This window comes from Gordonia sp. i37, assembly GCF_002043085.1.
Classification (GTDB): Bacteria; Actinomycetota; Actinomycetes; order Mycobacteriales; family Mycobacteriaceae; genus Gordonia; species Gordonia polyisoprenivorans.
On sequence record NZ_MVPX01000559.1, the window covers coordinates 1 to 15,151 of the forward strand.

Genomic DNA, 15,151 nt, shown 5'->3' on the forward strand with positions numbered 1-15,151 from the left:
TCCACCCTCGCGCCCGACGCCGGACTGCTTGTAGCCACCGAACGGCAGGGTGAAGTCGATGACCGAGGTGTTGACGTTGACGGTACCGGTCCGGATGCGCTTAGCGACCTCGAATCCGTGCTCGACGTCGGCGGTGAACACCGCGCCCGACAGGCCGTAGATCGAGTCGTTGGCGATCGCGACAGCATCATCCTCGTCTTCGTAGGTGATGATCGAGATCACCGGACCGAAGACCTCCTCCTGGGCGATGCGCATGTCGTTGCGCACGTTGTCGATGATCGTCGGCTCCACGAAATACCCATGATCGAAGCCGCGGCCGCCGCCGTGGACGACCTCGCCGCCCTCGGCTTTCGCGGTCTCGATGTAACTCTCCACGCGATCGCGCTGACGCTGCGAGGTCAGCGGACCGAGGAAGTTCGTCTGCTCCCACGGATTACCCATCGGGATCATGCCCAGCGCCGCCTTGTACGCGGCCACCACCTCGTCGTGCCGGGCCCGGGAGACCAGGACTCGCGTCAGCGCGATACAAGCCTGACCCGATTGCATGCACCCGCCCATCGGCACGTTGGCCATCACCGTCTGCAGATCAGCGTCGTCGAGGATGATCGCCGCGGACTTGCCACCGAGTTCGAGCGAGACCTTGGCCACCCGGTCACCGGCGAGACTCATGATCCGACGACCGACGGCCGTGCTGCCGGTGAAGGTGATGTGATCGACCTCGGGATTGGTGACCAGTTGTTCGGACACCTCGCGGTCGGCGGCGAGAACGCTCACCACCCCTTCGGGAATCCGCCCCTCGGCGACCAGCTCGCCGATCACGTCGGCGAACACCGACGGCGACAGGCATGCCTCCGGCGAGGTCTTGAGCACCACCGAGCATCCCGCCGCGAGTGCGGGAATGACCTTGAAGGCGATGGTGCCGATCGGGCCGTTCCACGGAATGATCACGCCCACAACGCCGGTGGGCTCCTTGAGGATTCGGGAAACACCGCCATCGGCGCGGGTACGTTCCTCGACGAGCGCCACCTTGCGCGCTTCGGCGGCCACCGCGCGGAACAGGCCGATCGTCATCTGCTGGGTCATCGCACTGACCGGAAGGGTCACCCCGACCTCGACGATTCCGAGGGTGGTGAGTTTCTCGGTGCGCGCCTCGAGCCGGGTGGCGATCTCATCGATGACGTCGGCGCGCTCGGTGATCGGGGTGCTCGCCCACGTCCCGTCGTCGAAGGAGGCCCGCGCGGCATCCACGGCGCGTGCCATGTCGTCGGCAGTCGCGGCGCGTACCCGGGCGGCAGTGCGTTCGGACCAGGAATCGACGACGTCGATCCATTCGTCACCGGATGAATCGACCCACCGTCCGCCGATGAAGACCTGCTCGCGGTCCTCGATGGCCGCGAGCTGATCGGCGGGGAGTTCTGTGGTTGTCATGTGTGGCTGCTCCTCGAGAGAGATCGGTGCGAGGTGGCGCGGTGAACGGTGTCCGGCCACCGGCGACCGGCTGTCACGGCGAGGTGGATTCGGCCTGTGAAGCGGGTCACAGATGTAGAGTAGTAACCGAAAGCCGTTAGGTCAACAGCTGACACTATTCGTATTTTGTATCGCGCTTGATTGCAGCTCAGAGGCCCTACCGGCGCCAGTACGGCTTCGAGTCGAGGAGGACCGCGTGACGATCAGTGATCAGGAGCCGGATGATCAGGAGCCCCGCACTGTCGTCTTCCGTAGCGCCGATGGTGTCGGCGTCATCGAGCTGAACCGGCCACACGTCCGCAATGCCCTGGATCGGACCGCGCAGCGCGAGTTCGACGCGGCGCTACGGGCCGCCGAGGCCGACGAGTCGCTGCGCTGCCTGGTGTTGACCGGGGCGGGTGGGCGTGCGCTGTCGGCGGGGTGGGATCTCAAGGAGCTCGCCACGCTGCCCCCGGAGAGCGAGTCGGCACTGCTGCGCGAGCGCGAGGAGTGGTTGTGGCGATGGTTTTCCACGCCGCTGCCGACCGTGGCCGCGATGCGTGGGGCTGCCCATGGCCTCGGCGCCTATCTCGCGGTGTGTTCGGATCTGCGAGTCGGTGGACCGGGTACGCGATTTCGGATCACCGGTACGTCGTACGGATATGCCAGTCTCACATGGCTTCTGCCCGATATCATCGGGCACGCTCACGCCACCGACGTGCTGTTCACCGGTCGCGTTCTCGACGGGACCGAAGCGCACCGGTTGGGTCTGTTCTCCCGCTATGTCGCCGACGACGAGATCCTCGCCACCTCGGTGGCGCTCGCCGAGCAGGTCGCCGCACTTCCCGGCACGGGTGTTCGCGACGCGAAACGCCTGATGCGCGAACACCGCACGTGCGCGCTGCGAGAGCGCTACGACGAGGAGAACCGTCTGCTCGCCGCCGACCCCCGCCCTGCTCGCGACCTGTTCTGAGGTGTCCATCGCGTTCTCGGGTATCGCCTGCCGGCATACCGCTTCGGATGTGTCGAGGGTCGGCGTATCGACGGTGTTGGGTTTGGTCAGCCCACCGGAGGAATCTAGGCTTGAGAGGGTCTACTCGGAAAACCTACTCCGGGCAGATTAACCACCCCCGGACGTTCGGAAAGGAATTCGATGGCGCGCCCGTCCAATCCGCTGATCAGCCGTTCTGCCGCGGTCACGGCGTCGATCGAGATCATCGACTCGGAGGGACTCGACGCGTTCAGCCTTCCCCGCCTGGCCAAGCATCTCGGAGTGCGCGCCCCCTCGCTGTATCACCACTTCTCCGACAAGAACGAAATCCTCACCGAGGTCGCCCGCTACATCGCCGGTACGTCGGTGAAGCGGCCGCGTATGCGTCCCGGACCCGGCTGGCCGGAGTTCTTCGTCTCGCTGGCCCTGAACTTCCGACAATCAATCCTGCGGCACCGCAACGCCGCCCCGGTGCTGTTGCAGCATCTGCCGCGCGATCTGTTCGTCTCCACCTACGAGGAGACCGCGCAGTTCCTCCTCGATTCGGGTGTCCCCGTGGAATTGCACGTGCGCATCCTCGACGGGATGGAGACCCTGGCGATCGGCGCGGTCCTGATGGAGGCGATGCGCCGGCCCAACACCAAGTCCACGATCTTTCCCAACGTGGACAAGAACTCTCAGCCGCTGCTTGCCGAGGCACTCGCCGCCAATGATCTGACGCAGAAGCAGTTGTTCGAGGCCATGGTGCGCAGCTTCCTGCACGGCATCATCCGCGACCATGATCTCGAGCGTCCGGACGAGGCCAAGTCGGCCTGACGCCACGTGCCGTGGCCGGGCGCTCGGAGAGACGGGTGACCTCGGCGGTCGGCGTCGTCAGAGATCGAGGACGAGCCGCGGCGAGCAACTGCGCGAGACACAGACCATCATGCAATCGTTCTCGGCCTTCTCCTCGTCGCTGAGCACCGAGTCGCGGTGGTCCGGAACACCGTCGAGTACCGCGGTTTCGCATGTGCCGCAGGTGCCTTCGCGGCAGGAGAAGTCATGGTCGATGCCCTCCCGCAACAATGCATCGAGGACGGTTTCGCCTTCGCCGACCCGGATCTCCCGACCACTCTGCGCGAGCTCGACCTCGAAGGCCGCGCCGTCGGTCCCGTCGACGGTCTGGGCCTTGGGCGCAAATCGTTCGACGTGGAGTTCCACGTCCGGTCTTGTGTCGCAGAGCTTCTCGATCGCGGTGAGCAACGGTTCGGGACCACAGCAATAGACGGTTGTACCCACGCGTTGGTCATCGAGCGCGTCGGCGAGCGGCAGCAGTCCGTACTCGTCCTCGGGCCGCACTGTCACCCGGTCGCCGTACTTGTCGACGAGATCCTCGGCGAAGGCCATCCCCTTGCGCGTACGCCCACCGTAGAGCAGCGACCACTCCGCGCCGGCGTCGTCGACCTGCGCGATCATCGGGATCAGCGGCGTGATCCCGATGCCGCCGGCAACGAACAGATATGACGCCGCATTCACCAGTGGGAAATGGTTACGCGGGCCCTTGATCTCGACGGTGTCGCCCACCGCGAGCACGTCATGGACACGCTCGGAACCTCCGCGGCCCGATGGTTCACGCAGCACGGCGATGTGCAGGTGGTCACCATCGGCGACCGATCCGCACAGTGAGTACTGACGGATCAGGTCGGCACCGAGGATCAGGTCGATGTGCGAGCCGGGATCCCATTCGGGGACCCTCGTCGCGCCGTCTGCTCCATTGCTGTCTGCCGAGTGGCCGTCTGCCGTATCACCCGGAGCGCGTGTGGGGTTGGCCGCCGCCAGGGTCAACGCGACGACATCGGTGGCCACGACGTCCTTGGCGGCCACCACCATCGCGTGGTGCTCGTGAGAATTGGTGTGCTGCAACGAGAATTCCATTTCCTGTCGAGCGGTCACCCGGGCAATGAGGCGAGAGCCGCTATGTCGAGAAGTACACGGACTTGGTGGACCGATAGGGCGCGAGACCTTCCGGGCCGAGTTCTCGACCCAGTCCCGACGCCTTGACTCCCCCGAACGGCGCCGCGAGGTCGAGGGCGTAGTGATTGACCCCGACGGTGCCGGTCTGAATCCGCGCGGCCAACGCCAGCCCGTGGTCCTCGTCAGCGGTCCAGACGGTGCCCCCGAGTCCGTACTCGGAGTCGTTGGCGATGGCCACCGCGTCGTCGTCGCCGTCGTACGGGGTGATCGTCAGCACGGGGCCGAAGATCTCCTCCTGTGCGATCGTCGCCGAGTTGTCGACGCCCTCGAACACCGTGGGCTCGACGAACCAACCGAGCGGCTGGTCGGCGGGAGCCCCGCCACCGGTGGTGATGCGAAATCCGGCAGCGCGTCCGGCGTCGATGTAGCCGAGCACCCGATCCCGTTGCCGCGCACTGACCAATGGACCGATGGCGGTGGCCTTGTCGAGCGGGTCGCCGACCGGCAGGGCGCGCACCGTGTCGGTCACGGCGTCGACGACCTCGGCGTATCGCGAACGCGGTGCGAGGATTCGGGTGCTCGCGTGGCAGGTCTGACCGTTGTTCACCAGCGACACCTCCAGCAGATGCGCGGCGAACTGTGCAAGATCGGCGTCGTCGGCGACGATGGCCGCCGATTTGCCACCGAGTTCGAGCGTCACGGGTCGCAGCAGCGCACCGCAGGTGCGACCGATCTCCCGACCGGCCGCCGTCGACCCGGTGAAGGCCACCTTGTCCACGCCGGGGTGCGCAACCAGGTATGCGGCGGTGTCACGTTCTGCGGGAACGATGTTGAGGACTCCGGCGGGCAATCCGGCATCGTGTGCGGCATCGGCGAACACGTAGGCGTCCAGCGCCGTCTCCGGCGCGGGTTTGAGGATGACGGTGCACCCGGCCGCGAGCGCCGGGGCGATCTTCATCGCCGCGAGGGGTTGCGGGTAGTTCCACGGGGTGATCGCCGCGACCACCCCGACGGGCTCGTGTCGAACCACGGTTCGCCCGCCGAAGGAGCTCGGGCGCACGTCGGCGGCCTCGTCGGCACGGATCAGGTTAGCGTAGTAGCGCACCATGGCCGCGGGCCCGAACCCGTTGACCGACTTCGAGAGTGCGATCGGCATGCCGTTCTCGCGGCTGACCAGACGGGCGGTGTCACGGGCACGGGATTGCAACGCCGAGGCGAATCGCTCCAGTAGTTCGGCGCGCTCACCGCCGGGCATGGCCGACCAGGGGCCCGCCGAGGCCGCGCGCGCCGCGGCCACCGCGGCGTCGATGTCGGCGGGAGAACCCAACACCGCAGAGCCCACGGACTTCTCGGTCGCCGCCTCGATGACGTCGGTGACCGTCGAGGCCGACGACGGCTCGACCCATCGCCCCCCGATGAACAGTTGCCTGCGGTCGAGCACGGGCTCCGACTCCCGATCGGTGATGCTCACAGCACGTCCTCGTGGGCGAACAGGACCGAACTGACCAGCGGGGCCATCGGTCCACCGATGAACAACGACGTCCGCGCTCCATCGACCTGATTGGTCGAGGTACCGCGAATTTGACGGACCGCCTCCACGGCCAGGTTCAGACCGTTGACGAAGGCATCGGCCAGGTTGCCGCCACTGGTGTTGACGGGCAACTTGCCCTGTGGCGCCGTCAGGTTCTCCACCGTCATCACGCTGCCGGCCGCCTCGCCGGGCGGGCAGAGCCGATGGTCGATCAGCGCAGCGACGGCCGGACCACTGAAGTTCTCGTACACCTGCACCACGTCGACGTCATCGGGACCGAGACCAGCTGCGGTCCACAGGCGTTCGGCGACACCGGGTTTCCCGTTGTTGGCGGGACCGAACCCGGCGGTGGAGTACTGGGCGTCGTTGTCGATGCGCTCGCAGTATCCACCGGGGGCGCCCTGCGCACCGGCGAGCAGATAGGCCGGGTCCGAGCGGAGCTCTCGTGCCCGCTCGTCGGCGACGAGGACCAGCGCGACGGCGCCGTCGCTTTCGCGGGAGCAGTCGTAGAGATGAAACGGCTCGGCGATCAACCGTGACCCGTCGTAGGTGTCGGCGTCGAGCGGCCGGCCGTACCCCTGCGCGGTCGGATTCTGTTGTGCGTGCTGATAGGCCGCGAGCACCAGGGATCTCATGGCTTCTCGCGGCACGCCGTCGTGTTCGAGCATGCTCTGGGTCCGCATGGCGCAGATCTGGGCGGGCGAACCGACCCCGTGGGCCAAGAAGTGGGAACCGTAGTGGTATTTCGCGTATCCGAGCCGACCGGTGTCGGCTTGCGACATCGCCCGGTAGACCACCACGCACTGGGCCTGACCGGTGGCGATGGCGGTCGCAGCATTGATGAGAGCGGCCGCGACACTACCGCCGCCACCTCCCCACATCATGTTGGACCAGCGCAACTCGTCGATCATGAGCGCCGCACCGAGGATCGGTCCGTCGTTCGAACCCCCCGCGTAGGAGACGAAGCCGTCGATCTCGCGCGGGGAGACCCCCGCATCCGAGCACGCATCGAGAATCGCGCGAATGGTCATCTGCTGCTCGGTGTACGGCGATTCTCCGCGCTTGTAATGCATTTCGGCGACACCGACCACCGCGGCGGCGCCTCGCATCGACACACTCATCGTCGGTCACCTCCCTCGGTCTCGTCACGTCGCCAGCGCAGTAGCGGCCACGGTTGGGTCTCGTCGCGCTCGAAGAAGCCGTGTACCGGCTCACCGATCCGGGGTGCCCGGTCGAGGTCGTCGACGAGCAATCCGAGCACTCGTCGGCCGCCGGCATGGGGAAGTTCGACGAGCACACTGATGTAGGGCAACCGATCGCGCAGTTCGTCGATGTAGGGGTACCAGCTACGGCTCCAGCTGTAGACGGTGCCGCTCGGCTCGACGGATTCGAATTGCAGATCGAATCCGTAACACGCACTGCACACCGACTGGGGTCCCCAGATCCACGTGCGACAGTCGTGACAGCGTTGCAGACGGAGCTCACCGGCGAGCAGACCGTCCCAGTACTGCTGGTCGTGGCCGTCGGCGGCCGGCCCCCACGGGGGCGCTGCCGTCGTCATCGCGAACCCCCCTCGACGCTGCCGCTCGTCGGCGACTCGGCGTCGGCCGCAGTGAAGTTGTCCGCAGTGAAGTTGGCCAGGGCCACCGCCTGCCAGGAATCGTCACGGCGCTCCCAGACCGATCGCAATCCGATGATGCCGTCGACACCACGGTAAACGGCCTCGCCCACCATCCGATCACCTTCGGACCGGACGTCGACGATCTCGAAGCTCTCGACCTCTCGACGCGGAACCGTGACACCCTCGAAGATCGTGTCCAGGGTCGCCGGCGCGATGTCGGCCACCGCAGCCGCCATGTCGCCGGCCACCACGTGGCCGACGTGGCGCTCGTACAGTTGCCGGAAGTCGTCGATCTCGGTCACCGCATCACTCCTCACCGCCGACGTGGACGCCGGCACCATCTTCTGGCATTAAACCTTACGGAGTTAGTTTTACTGCGTCAACCGCGCCAGGCCGCGACCTCCTGGCTCCATGTGTGTGCTGCACCACATCTCCGACGAGAAGGGCCACGGGAATCGCTGGGCGCCCATGAACATCATTTCGGCTGTACATGAACATTTTTCGCGCCTGGCGCACCTCGGCGATCCACGATCAAACTAACGTCATTAGACGAGACAGTAGACATCATTTGTTGCATGTGGCATTGTGGCCGCCATGGAACGCGAAGAGAAAATCCAGCTGACCAAGCGGCTGATCGCCCATGTCGACCACGATTCGACCGATTACGCAGACGACCTCCTGCGGGTTCGGTTCTCCGTCTTCGACGATCCGGAACTGGCGCGCAAGGAACTCGCGGTGGTGCGTCGATTCCCGCACATCGTGGCCCATCTCGACGAGTTCGAGAAGACCGGCAGCTTCGTGACGACCGACCTGATGGGTACGCCGTTGCTCCTCGTGAAGCAGTCCGACGGCACCATCCGCGCGTTCTCCAATGTGTGCCGTCACCGCGGTTCGAAGGTCGAGTTCGCCGAGTCCGGGTGCAAGCGGGTGTTCAGCTGCCCCTACCACAATTGGGCCTACGGCAAGGACGGCGCACTGCGCGGGATGCCCCATGCCGAAGGTTTCGACGGGATGGACCGCACCGAGTACGGACTCGTCGAGTTCCCTTGCGAGGTACGCCATTCGCTGGTGTGGGTGGTCCCGACGCCGGGTGCCGACCTGGACATCGCCGCCACCCTGGGGCACAAGCATGATGCCGAGGTCGCCGACACCGGGATGACCACGTCGTATCAGGTCCGCAAGGAGACCTGGCGGCTCGGGATGAACTGGAAGATCGCCGTCGACGGCGTCCAGGACTCGTATCACCTGTGCCAGTTGCACACCAAGACGGTGTGCAACTACCTGGAGGGCAACATCACCGCCTTCGACATGGTCGACCGGTCGTGGCGGCTGGTCGTGGCGCGCAAGTCCATCACCGAGGTGCGCGACGCCGACCCCGACACCTACGACGTCCGTGATTACTCGTTGGCGAATTACACCGTGTACCCCGGCACCATGCTGGTCACCGAGCCGAACCATTTCGAGGTCTGGACCATCGTCCCCGACCCCGACGACCCGAATGTCTCGTACTGCACCATCCGGCTGCTCTCGCCGACGAAGCCGCAGACCGCCCGAGAGGAGCGGATTCTCGAGAAGAACTGGGATCTGTTGATGGAGACGCTGCACGACGAGGACTGGTTCGTCACCAAGACCATCACCGACAACGCCGCCAACGGCCAGGTCGACGAACTCATCTACGGGCGCAACGAACTTCCCGGGCAGGTCTTCCACACGATGGTCGCGCGCGATGTTGCCGCGCTGGCCGCCCCCGTGGGAGAGCCGGTCGCGTGACGCCGACGCCCTCCTCATCGTCGGCTGCGGCTCGGCTCCAACCCTCCTGGCAGGACCAGCTGCAGCCGACCACACCGGGGGCCGATGAGTTCGCCGAACTCACCGAAGCCGTTGCACTGCTTGCAGAATCGTTCACCCGGAGCGATCCGCCACCGGAGGTGGCCGCCGTGCTCGCCGCGCGCATCCGTGACATCGCCGCCGTGCTCGCCGACCACGAGGTCGCCGAGGACGGCCAGCCCGGCGGGAAGCTGTGGGATCGCCCCGGACGCGGGCAGATCCTGACTCCGGCGCTGCATATCGACGAGGTCACCGCGGAGGCGGTCCGTGCCCGGTTCACCCTCGGTCGCTTCCATTCCGGTCGCGATGCACTCAACGGCGGCGTCACCCCGATGATCTTCGACGAGGCGCTGTCACGACTGGCCAATGCGGGCGGGCGCCCCTGGGCGCGCACCGCACATCTGGCCGTCGATTACCGCGCTCCCGCACCGCTGCACCGGGAGTTGTCGGTGACAGCGGAACTCCTCGGCGAGGACGGTCGCAAGCGCTGGATGCGCGGGGAGATCCGCGACGGCACCACCCTGCTCGCCGAGGCCACCGGACTCTGGATCGTCCCACGTCCACCACAACCGAGAGACCACACATGACCGGTTATTCGCTCCTGAACGGGGTACGCATCCTCGAGGTCGCGCAACTCGCTCCGTCCTCGCTCGGCGGACATTTGGCCGACCTGGGGGCCGAGGTGATCAAGATCGAGACGGGCCCGCTCGGCGATCCGGTTCGGGTCGGCGGCAGTCGGACCATCGGCGACGACGACGGCCCCGCCTTCATGCATTTACGGTGGAACCGGGGCAAGAGGTCCGTCGAGCTCGATCTTCGTTCCGAACATGGCAAGCGCGACTTTCTCGATCTCGCCGCCCGCAGCGACGCTGTCGTGGAGGGGATGCGCGGCGGCTATCTGGACTGGCTCGGCCTGGGGCTGCCCGAACTCCGCAAGGTCAATCCGCGCATCGTCCTGTGCAGCGTCTCGGGTATGGGCACCGACGGTCCCTACCGGACCCTGGGCACCGGCGGCCCCGTATTCGACGCGTTCGCCGGTCTGCGCGAGGTCAACACCCCGACCGATGAGCCACCCACCGACGGGATGGCGGGTTCGCGGACCCCGCCCATCGCGATGTACGCACTGGGCGCCTACGGTGCGATGGCCCTGTTGGCGGCTCTGCACAAGGCCACGGCGACCGGCGAGGGCAGTCACGTCGAGGTCGCCGGAATCGACATCGCCGCCGCGTGGATGCCGGATCTCGTTGACGCCGAGCTGAATCGAGATGCATCGACGGCACGGTCCACGTGGCTACCCGACGGGCGGCTACCCGATTGGCCCCGTCTGGAGGCCTATCGCACCGCCGACGGCGAGGCCATTCTCTTCGGCTCACATGTCGAGAAGTTCTGGCACCACTTCTTGCGAGCGGTGGACCGCGAAGACCTGATCGACGTCGATCTCACCCACGTCGACGACGGCGCCGCCGACCGCGCGAATCTCGTCTGGCGTGAACTCACCAGAATCTTCGCCACCCGCACGCGCGCCGAATGGATCGAGGTCTTCCTCGAGCACGGCATCGCCGGCGGCCCCGTCAACAGCGTGCGCGATCTGCTCGACGACCCGCACTTCCGGGCGCGCGAGACCACCTACACCGTCTCTCATCCCACCGCCGGGCAGCTCGAATTCCTCCGGAGTCCGGTGCGGGTGCACGGCGAGAAATTCGCGCCCGCACTGCCTCCCGAGGTCGGCGCCGACACCGCAGAGGTCCTCGCCGAGCTCGTCGACCGCGGATGACCGGCGGTTCGCATCCCGAATCTGCGCAACCATTCCGCCCATAACCTATCTATGTTAGTTTTGAGCCACCTCATGTGAGTGGCGTCACACACAGCGGTCCGCCCGGACCCAGGCAGGAGCCAGCCCGATGAACCTCGCAGAACTCACCCGCTACTGGGGCAAGACGCGACCCACCCAGGACGCCATCGTCTTCGAGGGACGGACCCAGAGTTGGGCGGAGGTCGACGCCGTCACCGATGCCCTCGCCCGCGGGCTCGCCGCACGGGGAGTCGGCGCGGGCGACCGGGTCGGCCTGCTGATGCTCAACCGCCCCGAACTCGCGCACCTGATCCTTGCCGTCGTCAAACTCGGTGCAATCGGCGTCCCGTTGAACTTCCGGCTGACCGGCCCCGAACTGGTGCCGATGATCACCGACAGCGCGCCGCGCGTCATCATCGTCGAGGAGCGGTTCGCCGGGTTGCTCGACGTGGCGGCCGACCATGCCGACTTCGAGGTGTTCTCGGTGGACGGCACGAGCCACCGACCCTATGACACGTTGATCGACTCCGGGCGCGCACCAGTCGTCGATATCTCGCCCGACGATCCCGCGTTCATCTGCTACACCTCGGGGACCACCGGCGTGCAGAAGGGTGCGCTGATCACCCATCGCAGCGCGATGACGCCGGGAATCTCGCAGACCATCAGCTTCGGCTTCACCAGCTCCGATCGTGTGATGTGTTCGGCTCCACTGGTGTTCACGGGCTCGCTGCTGTCGATCTTCGTCCAGCTGGTCCTGGTGCCGGGGGCGACCATGGTGCTGTTGCGCGAATTCGATCCCGAGATCGCCCTGGACACCTTCGAACGGGAGCAGGTCACCGCCACCACCACCGTGCCGGTCATCTGGGAGCGGATGGCCGCGCTCCCCGACTTCGGACGCCGCACACTGGCCGAGTTCACCTTCGCCGGCACCGGCGGGGCACCGGTGAGCCCGGATCTTCTCGAGTTCTATCGAGAACACGGTATTCCGCTGATCCAGGTGTACGGACTGACCGAGGCGTCCGGAATGGTCTCCACACTGAGTTACCAGGATGCCCTGACGCGCCCCGGTTTTGCCGGTCTCGCGCTGGTCGGTACCGAGGTGCGGATCGGCGATCCCGGTACGACGACGCCGGCCGGCGAGGTCGGCGAGATCCTCGTCCGGGGCGAACACGTGATGCGGGAGTACTGGGCGAAGCCCGAGGCGACCGCGGCCACCCTGACCGACGGCTGGTTGCGGACCGGTGATCTCGGGCTCCAGGATGAGCAGGGATTCCTCAAGATCGTCGACCGCAGCAAGGACATGCTGATCTCCGGTGGGATCAACGTCTATCCCGCCGAGATCGAGAAGACGCTGCACGCGATCGACGGTCTCGTCGACTGCGCGGTGATCGGGGTCAAGGACGAGACCTGGGGCGAGGTGCCCATGGTGGTCTTCCACAGCGAGCGGGAACCCGCCGCGGTGATCGCCGACATCGCCGCGGTCTCCGAGGTGAATCTGGCAAAGTTCAAGCGCCCCAAGCACGCCGTCGCATTGGACGAGCCACTTCCGCGTACCTTCTCCGGAAAGCTCGCCAAACCGACGTTGCGCCAACGCTTCCCCGGCGTGCCTGCATCCGCGGTTCCCATCTCCCCGGTGTCGGCCACCCCGGTTGCCGTCACCCCGGAACCCCAGCCGCCGGCGCCGGTCGGGGGAGAAACGGTGACGGCGTGAGGGCACAGAGCCTTGCGGGACAAGGCGTCACGCTGCGCGCGGACGTGTGGCAGCCGGAGCAGACGGGCACACGCGGGAGTGTGCTGTTGCTCCACGGGGGTGGCCAGACCCGGCATTCGTGGCAGCGCACCGGTCGTCGGCTGGCCGAACACGGGTGGAGCGCCTATGCCGTCGACGCCCGGGGCCACGGGGAGAGCCAGTGGGCCGACGACGGGGACTACAGCATTGCCGCGCATGCCCGCGATGTCGTCGATGTTGCCGAATCCCTGTCAGAACCACCGGTTCTCGTCGGCGCATCGCTCGGTGGGATGGCCTCGCTGATCGCGCAGGCCACCAATCCCGGACTGGCTCGTGCGCTGGTACTCGTCGACATCACACCGCGCGCCGAGCCGGAAGGACTCGCGCGCATCCATTCCTTCATGCAGCGCGGGCTCGACGGCTTCGATTCTCTCGAGGACGCGCTGCACGCGGTCGCTGCCTACAATCCCGACCGCAGACGTCCACCTCGCATCGAGGGACTTCGCAAGAACCTTCGGCAGCGCGATGGCCGGTGGTACTGGCATTGGGATCCGCGCATCCTCACCCACCGCGAGAACAGCCCTGAACAAGCCGCCGCCAGAGAAGGTCACGCACGCGAGGCGGCACGTCGGATCGACGTCCCGACGCTACTGATCCGGGGCGCCCAGTCCGACGTCGTCAGTGATGCCGGAGTCCGCGAATTGCTCGAGCTGATTCCCGGATCCACCCACCTCGACGTGTCGGGTGCGGGCCATATGGTCGGCGGCGACGACAACGACGTGCTCAGCGAAGGACTGCTCGACTTCCTCGACACCCTGTGACACCCGATTTCCGGGATTCCCGTTTTTGGCCAACCCCGACACCCGAAATCCGGGTGCCCCACACCGATCCGAACGACGTTCGGGCAAGAGAGGAAAGATCATGACACGACTCGAGGGCAAGGTTGTCTTCATCACCGGAATCGCTCGCGGCCAAGGGCGTTCGCATGCCGTCCGGATGGCGCAGGAGGGTGCTCGGATCATCGGTATGGACATCTGTGACCAAATCCCCACCGTGTTCTATCCGATGGCGACCCGCGAGGATCTCGCCGAGACCGAGCGGCTCGTGAAAGAGGCGGGCGCGGAGATCGTCACGACCGTCGGCGACGTGCGCAAGCGCGAAGACATCGAGCGCGCACTCGATCTCGGGATCGAACAGTTCGGGCGGCTCGACACTGTGATCGCCAACGCGGGCATCATGCCCGTCATCGGCCCCGGCGACCAGCCGCAGGCCTGGCATGACGCCGTCGATGTCATGCTGACCGGCGTGTGGCAGGTCCTCGACGTGACCGTGCCCCGGCTGGTGCAGCAGGGCACGGGCGGGTCGATCATCATCACCAGCTCCGCGGCCGGGCTGACCAGCATGGGCCTCAACACCTTTGCCGGACAGGCCGGGTACACGGCGTCCAAGCACGGCGTCGTCGGATTGATGCGCCTGTACTCCAAGCAGCTGGCCAAGGACTCGATCCGGGTGAACACCGTGCACCCGACCGGCGTCAACACCCCGATGGTCGCCAACGCCGAGTACGGCGAGTTCGTCAACACCCACCCCGAGGTGGCCAATGACGAGGCCTACAAGAATCCGATGCCGGTCGAACTCATCGAGGCAGTCGACGTGAGCAATGCGATGGTCTTCCTCGCCTCCAACGAGGCGCGCTACATCACCGGGATCACGCTGCCCGTCGACGCGGGATACAACAACCGCTGAGCATCAGCTTCTCCTCCTGATTCGACGACGCTCTGCTACCTAATAGGTATAGGTTGACTGCGCACGAACGTCCACTCTCCCCATCCGAAGAGAGCCGAATCATGGTGACCTCAAACCGATCCCCCGATCCCGGTGACCCCGCGCCGCCAGACGCCCGTCATGAATGCCAGTCGGAGACGCTCGCTCATGGCCGCCGGCCGTAGACGCGCGGCCATGGTCGGCGCCGGGGCACTGGCCGCACTGGCATTGGTCGGTGCGGTCAGTGCGACCGCCGCCGCCGATCCGCTTGCCACCACCGGACCCGCACAGACCGACTGGACCACCGCACTGCGGCTGTCGATTGCGCAGCCCAACCTGGTGCCGCCCGGTATGAACGATCCGAACTGTCGGCCGTCGGCGGCACATCCGCGGCCGGTGGTTCTGCTCAACGGCGCGTTCGTCAACAAGTATGAACCGCCCCGGGTTTGTCGGAGGCTCTCGAACCTGTGAAGGATGAAGAGCATGGCAGCACCACG

Annotated in this window: 15 protein-coding genes; 9 read left to right on the forward strand and 6 right to left on the reverse strand. The window is 66.4% G+C overall.

All coding sequences use genetic code 11. From position 1 onward, the window contains the following. Positions 1–1,428: aldehyde dehydrogenase (locus tag B1964_RS27660; RefSeq protein WP_079932103.1), on the reverse strand; the 1,428-nt coding region annotated here is incomplete at its 3' end. Positions 1,429–1,663: 235 nt separating this feature from the next. On the opposite strand from B1964_RS27660, the gene B1964_RS27665 reads away from it, so the two are divergent. Continuing rightward, positions 1,664–2,419, forward strand: a complete 756-nt coding sequence (locus B1964_RS27665; RefSeq protein ID WP_079932104.1) for an enoyl-CoA hydratase/isomerase family protein — start codon at positions 1,664–1,666, stop codon at positions 2,417–2,419. Positions 2,420–2,599: 180 nt separating this feature from the next. Further along, positions 2,600–3,253: a TetR family transcriptional regulator gene (locus B1964_RS27670; protein WP_006373044.1), complete on the forward strand. Its 654-nt coding sequence runs from the start codon at positions 2,600–2,602 to the stop codon at positions 3,251–3,253. Positions 3,254–3,310: 57 nt separating this feature from the next. On the opposite strand, the gene B1964_RS27675 is transcribed toward B1964_RS27670, so the two are convergent. The 5 genes from B1964_RS27675 to B1964_RS27695 are packed head-to-tail and all read right to left on the reverse strand — an operon-like array spanning position 3,311 to position 7,844. Beyond that, a complete protein-coding gene (locus B1964_RS27675) occupies positions 3,311–4,351 on the reverse strand; it encodes a PDR/VanB family oxidoreductase (RefSeq protein WP_079932105.1) in 1,041 nt (346 codons plus the stop codon). 40 nt (positions 4,352–4,391) lie between these two features. Next, positions 4,392–5,861, reverse strand: a complete 1,470-nt coding sequence (locus tag B1964_RS27680) for an aldehyde dehydrogenase (RefSeq protein WP_079932106.1) — start codon at positions 5,859–5,861, stop codon at positions 4,392–4,394. Beyond that, positions 5,858–7,042: a transporter gene (locus B1964_RS27685; RefSeq protein WP_079932107.1), complete on the reverse strand. Its 1,185-nt coding sequence runs from the start codon at positions 7,040–7,042 to the stop codon at positions 5,858–5,860. Before B1964_RS27685 ends, B1964_RS27680 begins: the two co-directional genes overlap by 4 nt. Further along, positions 7,039–7,482, reverse strand: coding sequence for a zinc ribbon domain-containing protein (locus B1964_RS27690; RefSeq protein ID WP_006373048.1), 444 nt, complete (start codon positions 7,480–7,482; stop codon positions 7,039–7,041). The genes B1964_RS27685 and B1964_RS27690 overlap by 4 nt, the downstream gene beginning before the upstream one ends. Next, positions 7,479–7,844, reverse strand: coding sequence for a hypothetical protein (locus B1964_RS27695; protein WP_079932114.1), 366 nt, complete (start codon positions 7,842–7,844; stop codon positions 7,479–7,481). The genes B1964_RS27690 and B1964_RS27695 overlap by 4 nt, the downstream gene beginning before the upstream one ends. A 292-nt stretch (positions 7,845–8,136) precedes the next feature. Between B1964_RS27695 and B1964_RS27700 the strand changes: the two genes are divergently transcribed. The 7 genes from B1964_RS27700 to B1964_RS27730 all read left to right on the forward strand — a co-directional run bounded on the left by B1964_RS27700 (position 8,137) and on the right by B1964_RS27730 (position 15,125). Then, positions 8,137–9,312, forward strand: a complete 1,176-nt coding sequence (locus tag B1964_RS27700) for a Rieske 2Fe-2S domain-containing protein (RefSeq protein ID WP_079932108.1) — start codon at positions 8,137–8,139, stop codon at positions 9,310–9,312. Then, positions 9,309–9,956 carry a PaaI family thioesterase gene (locus B1964_RS27705; RefSeq protein WP_079932109.1) on the forward strand — a complete coding sequence of 216 codons (648 nt, stop codon included), beginning with the start codon at positions 9,309–9,311 and terminating at the stop codon, positions 9,954–9,956. Before B1964_RS27700 ends, B1964_RS27705 begins: the two co-directional genes overlap by 4 nt. Beyond that, positions 9,953–11,143, forward strand: coding sequence for a CoA transferase (locus B1964_RS27710; protein ID WP_079932110.1), 1,191 nt, complete (start codon positions 9,953–9,955; stop codon positions 11,141–11,143). Before B1964_RS27705 ends, B1964_RS27710 begins: the two co-directional genes overlap by 4 nt. A gap of 127 nt (positions 11,144–11,270) precedes the next feature. Beyond that, complete coding sequence (locus B1964_RS27715) at positions 11,271–12,872, forward strand: AMP-binding protein (RefSeq protein ID WP_079932111.1); 1,602 nt, start codon at positions 11,271–11,273, stop codon at positions 12,870–12,872. Beyond that, a complete protein-coding gene (locus tag B1964_RS27720) occupies positions 12,869–13,711 on the forward strand; it encodes an alpha/beta hydrolase (RefSeq protein ID WP_079932112.1) in 843 nt (280 codons plus the stop codon). Before B1964_RS27715 ends, B1964_RS27720 begins: the two co-directional genes overlap by 4 nt. Positions 13,712–13,811: 100 nt before the next feature. Further along, the gene (locus B1964_RS27725) at positions 13,812–14,636 is read left to right on the forward strand and encodes a mycofactocin-coupled SDR family oxidoreductase (RefSeq protein ID WP_079932113.1); all 825 of its coding nucleotides are present in this window, start codon (positions 13,812–13,814) and stop codon (positions 14,634–14,636) included. Positions 14,637–14,822: 186 nt separating this feature from the next. Then, entirely contained in the window at positions 14,823–15,125 is a 303-nt protein-coding gene (locus B1964_RS27730; RefSeq protein WP_253194239.1) for a hypothetical protein, read from the forward strand. Positions 15,126–15,151: the final 26 nt, after the last annotated feature.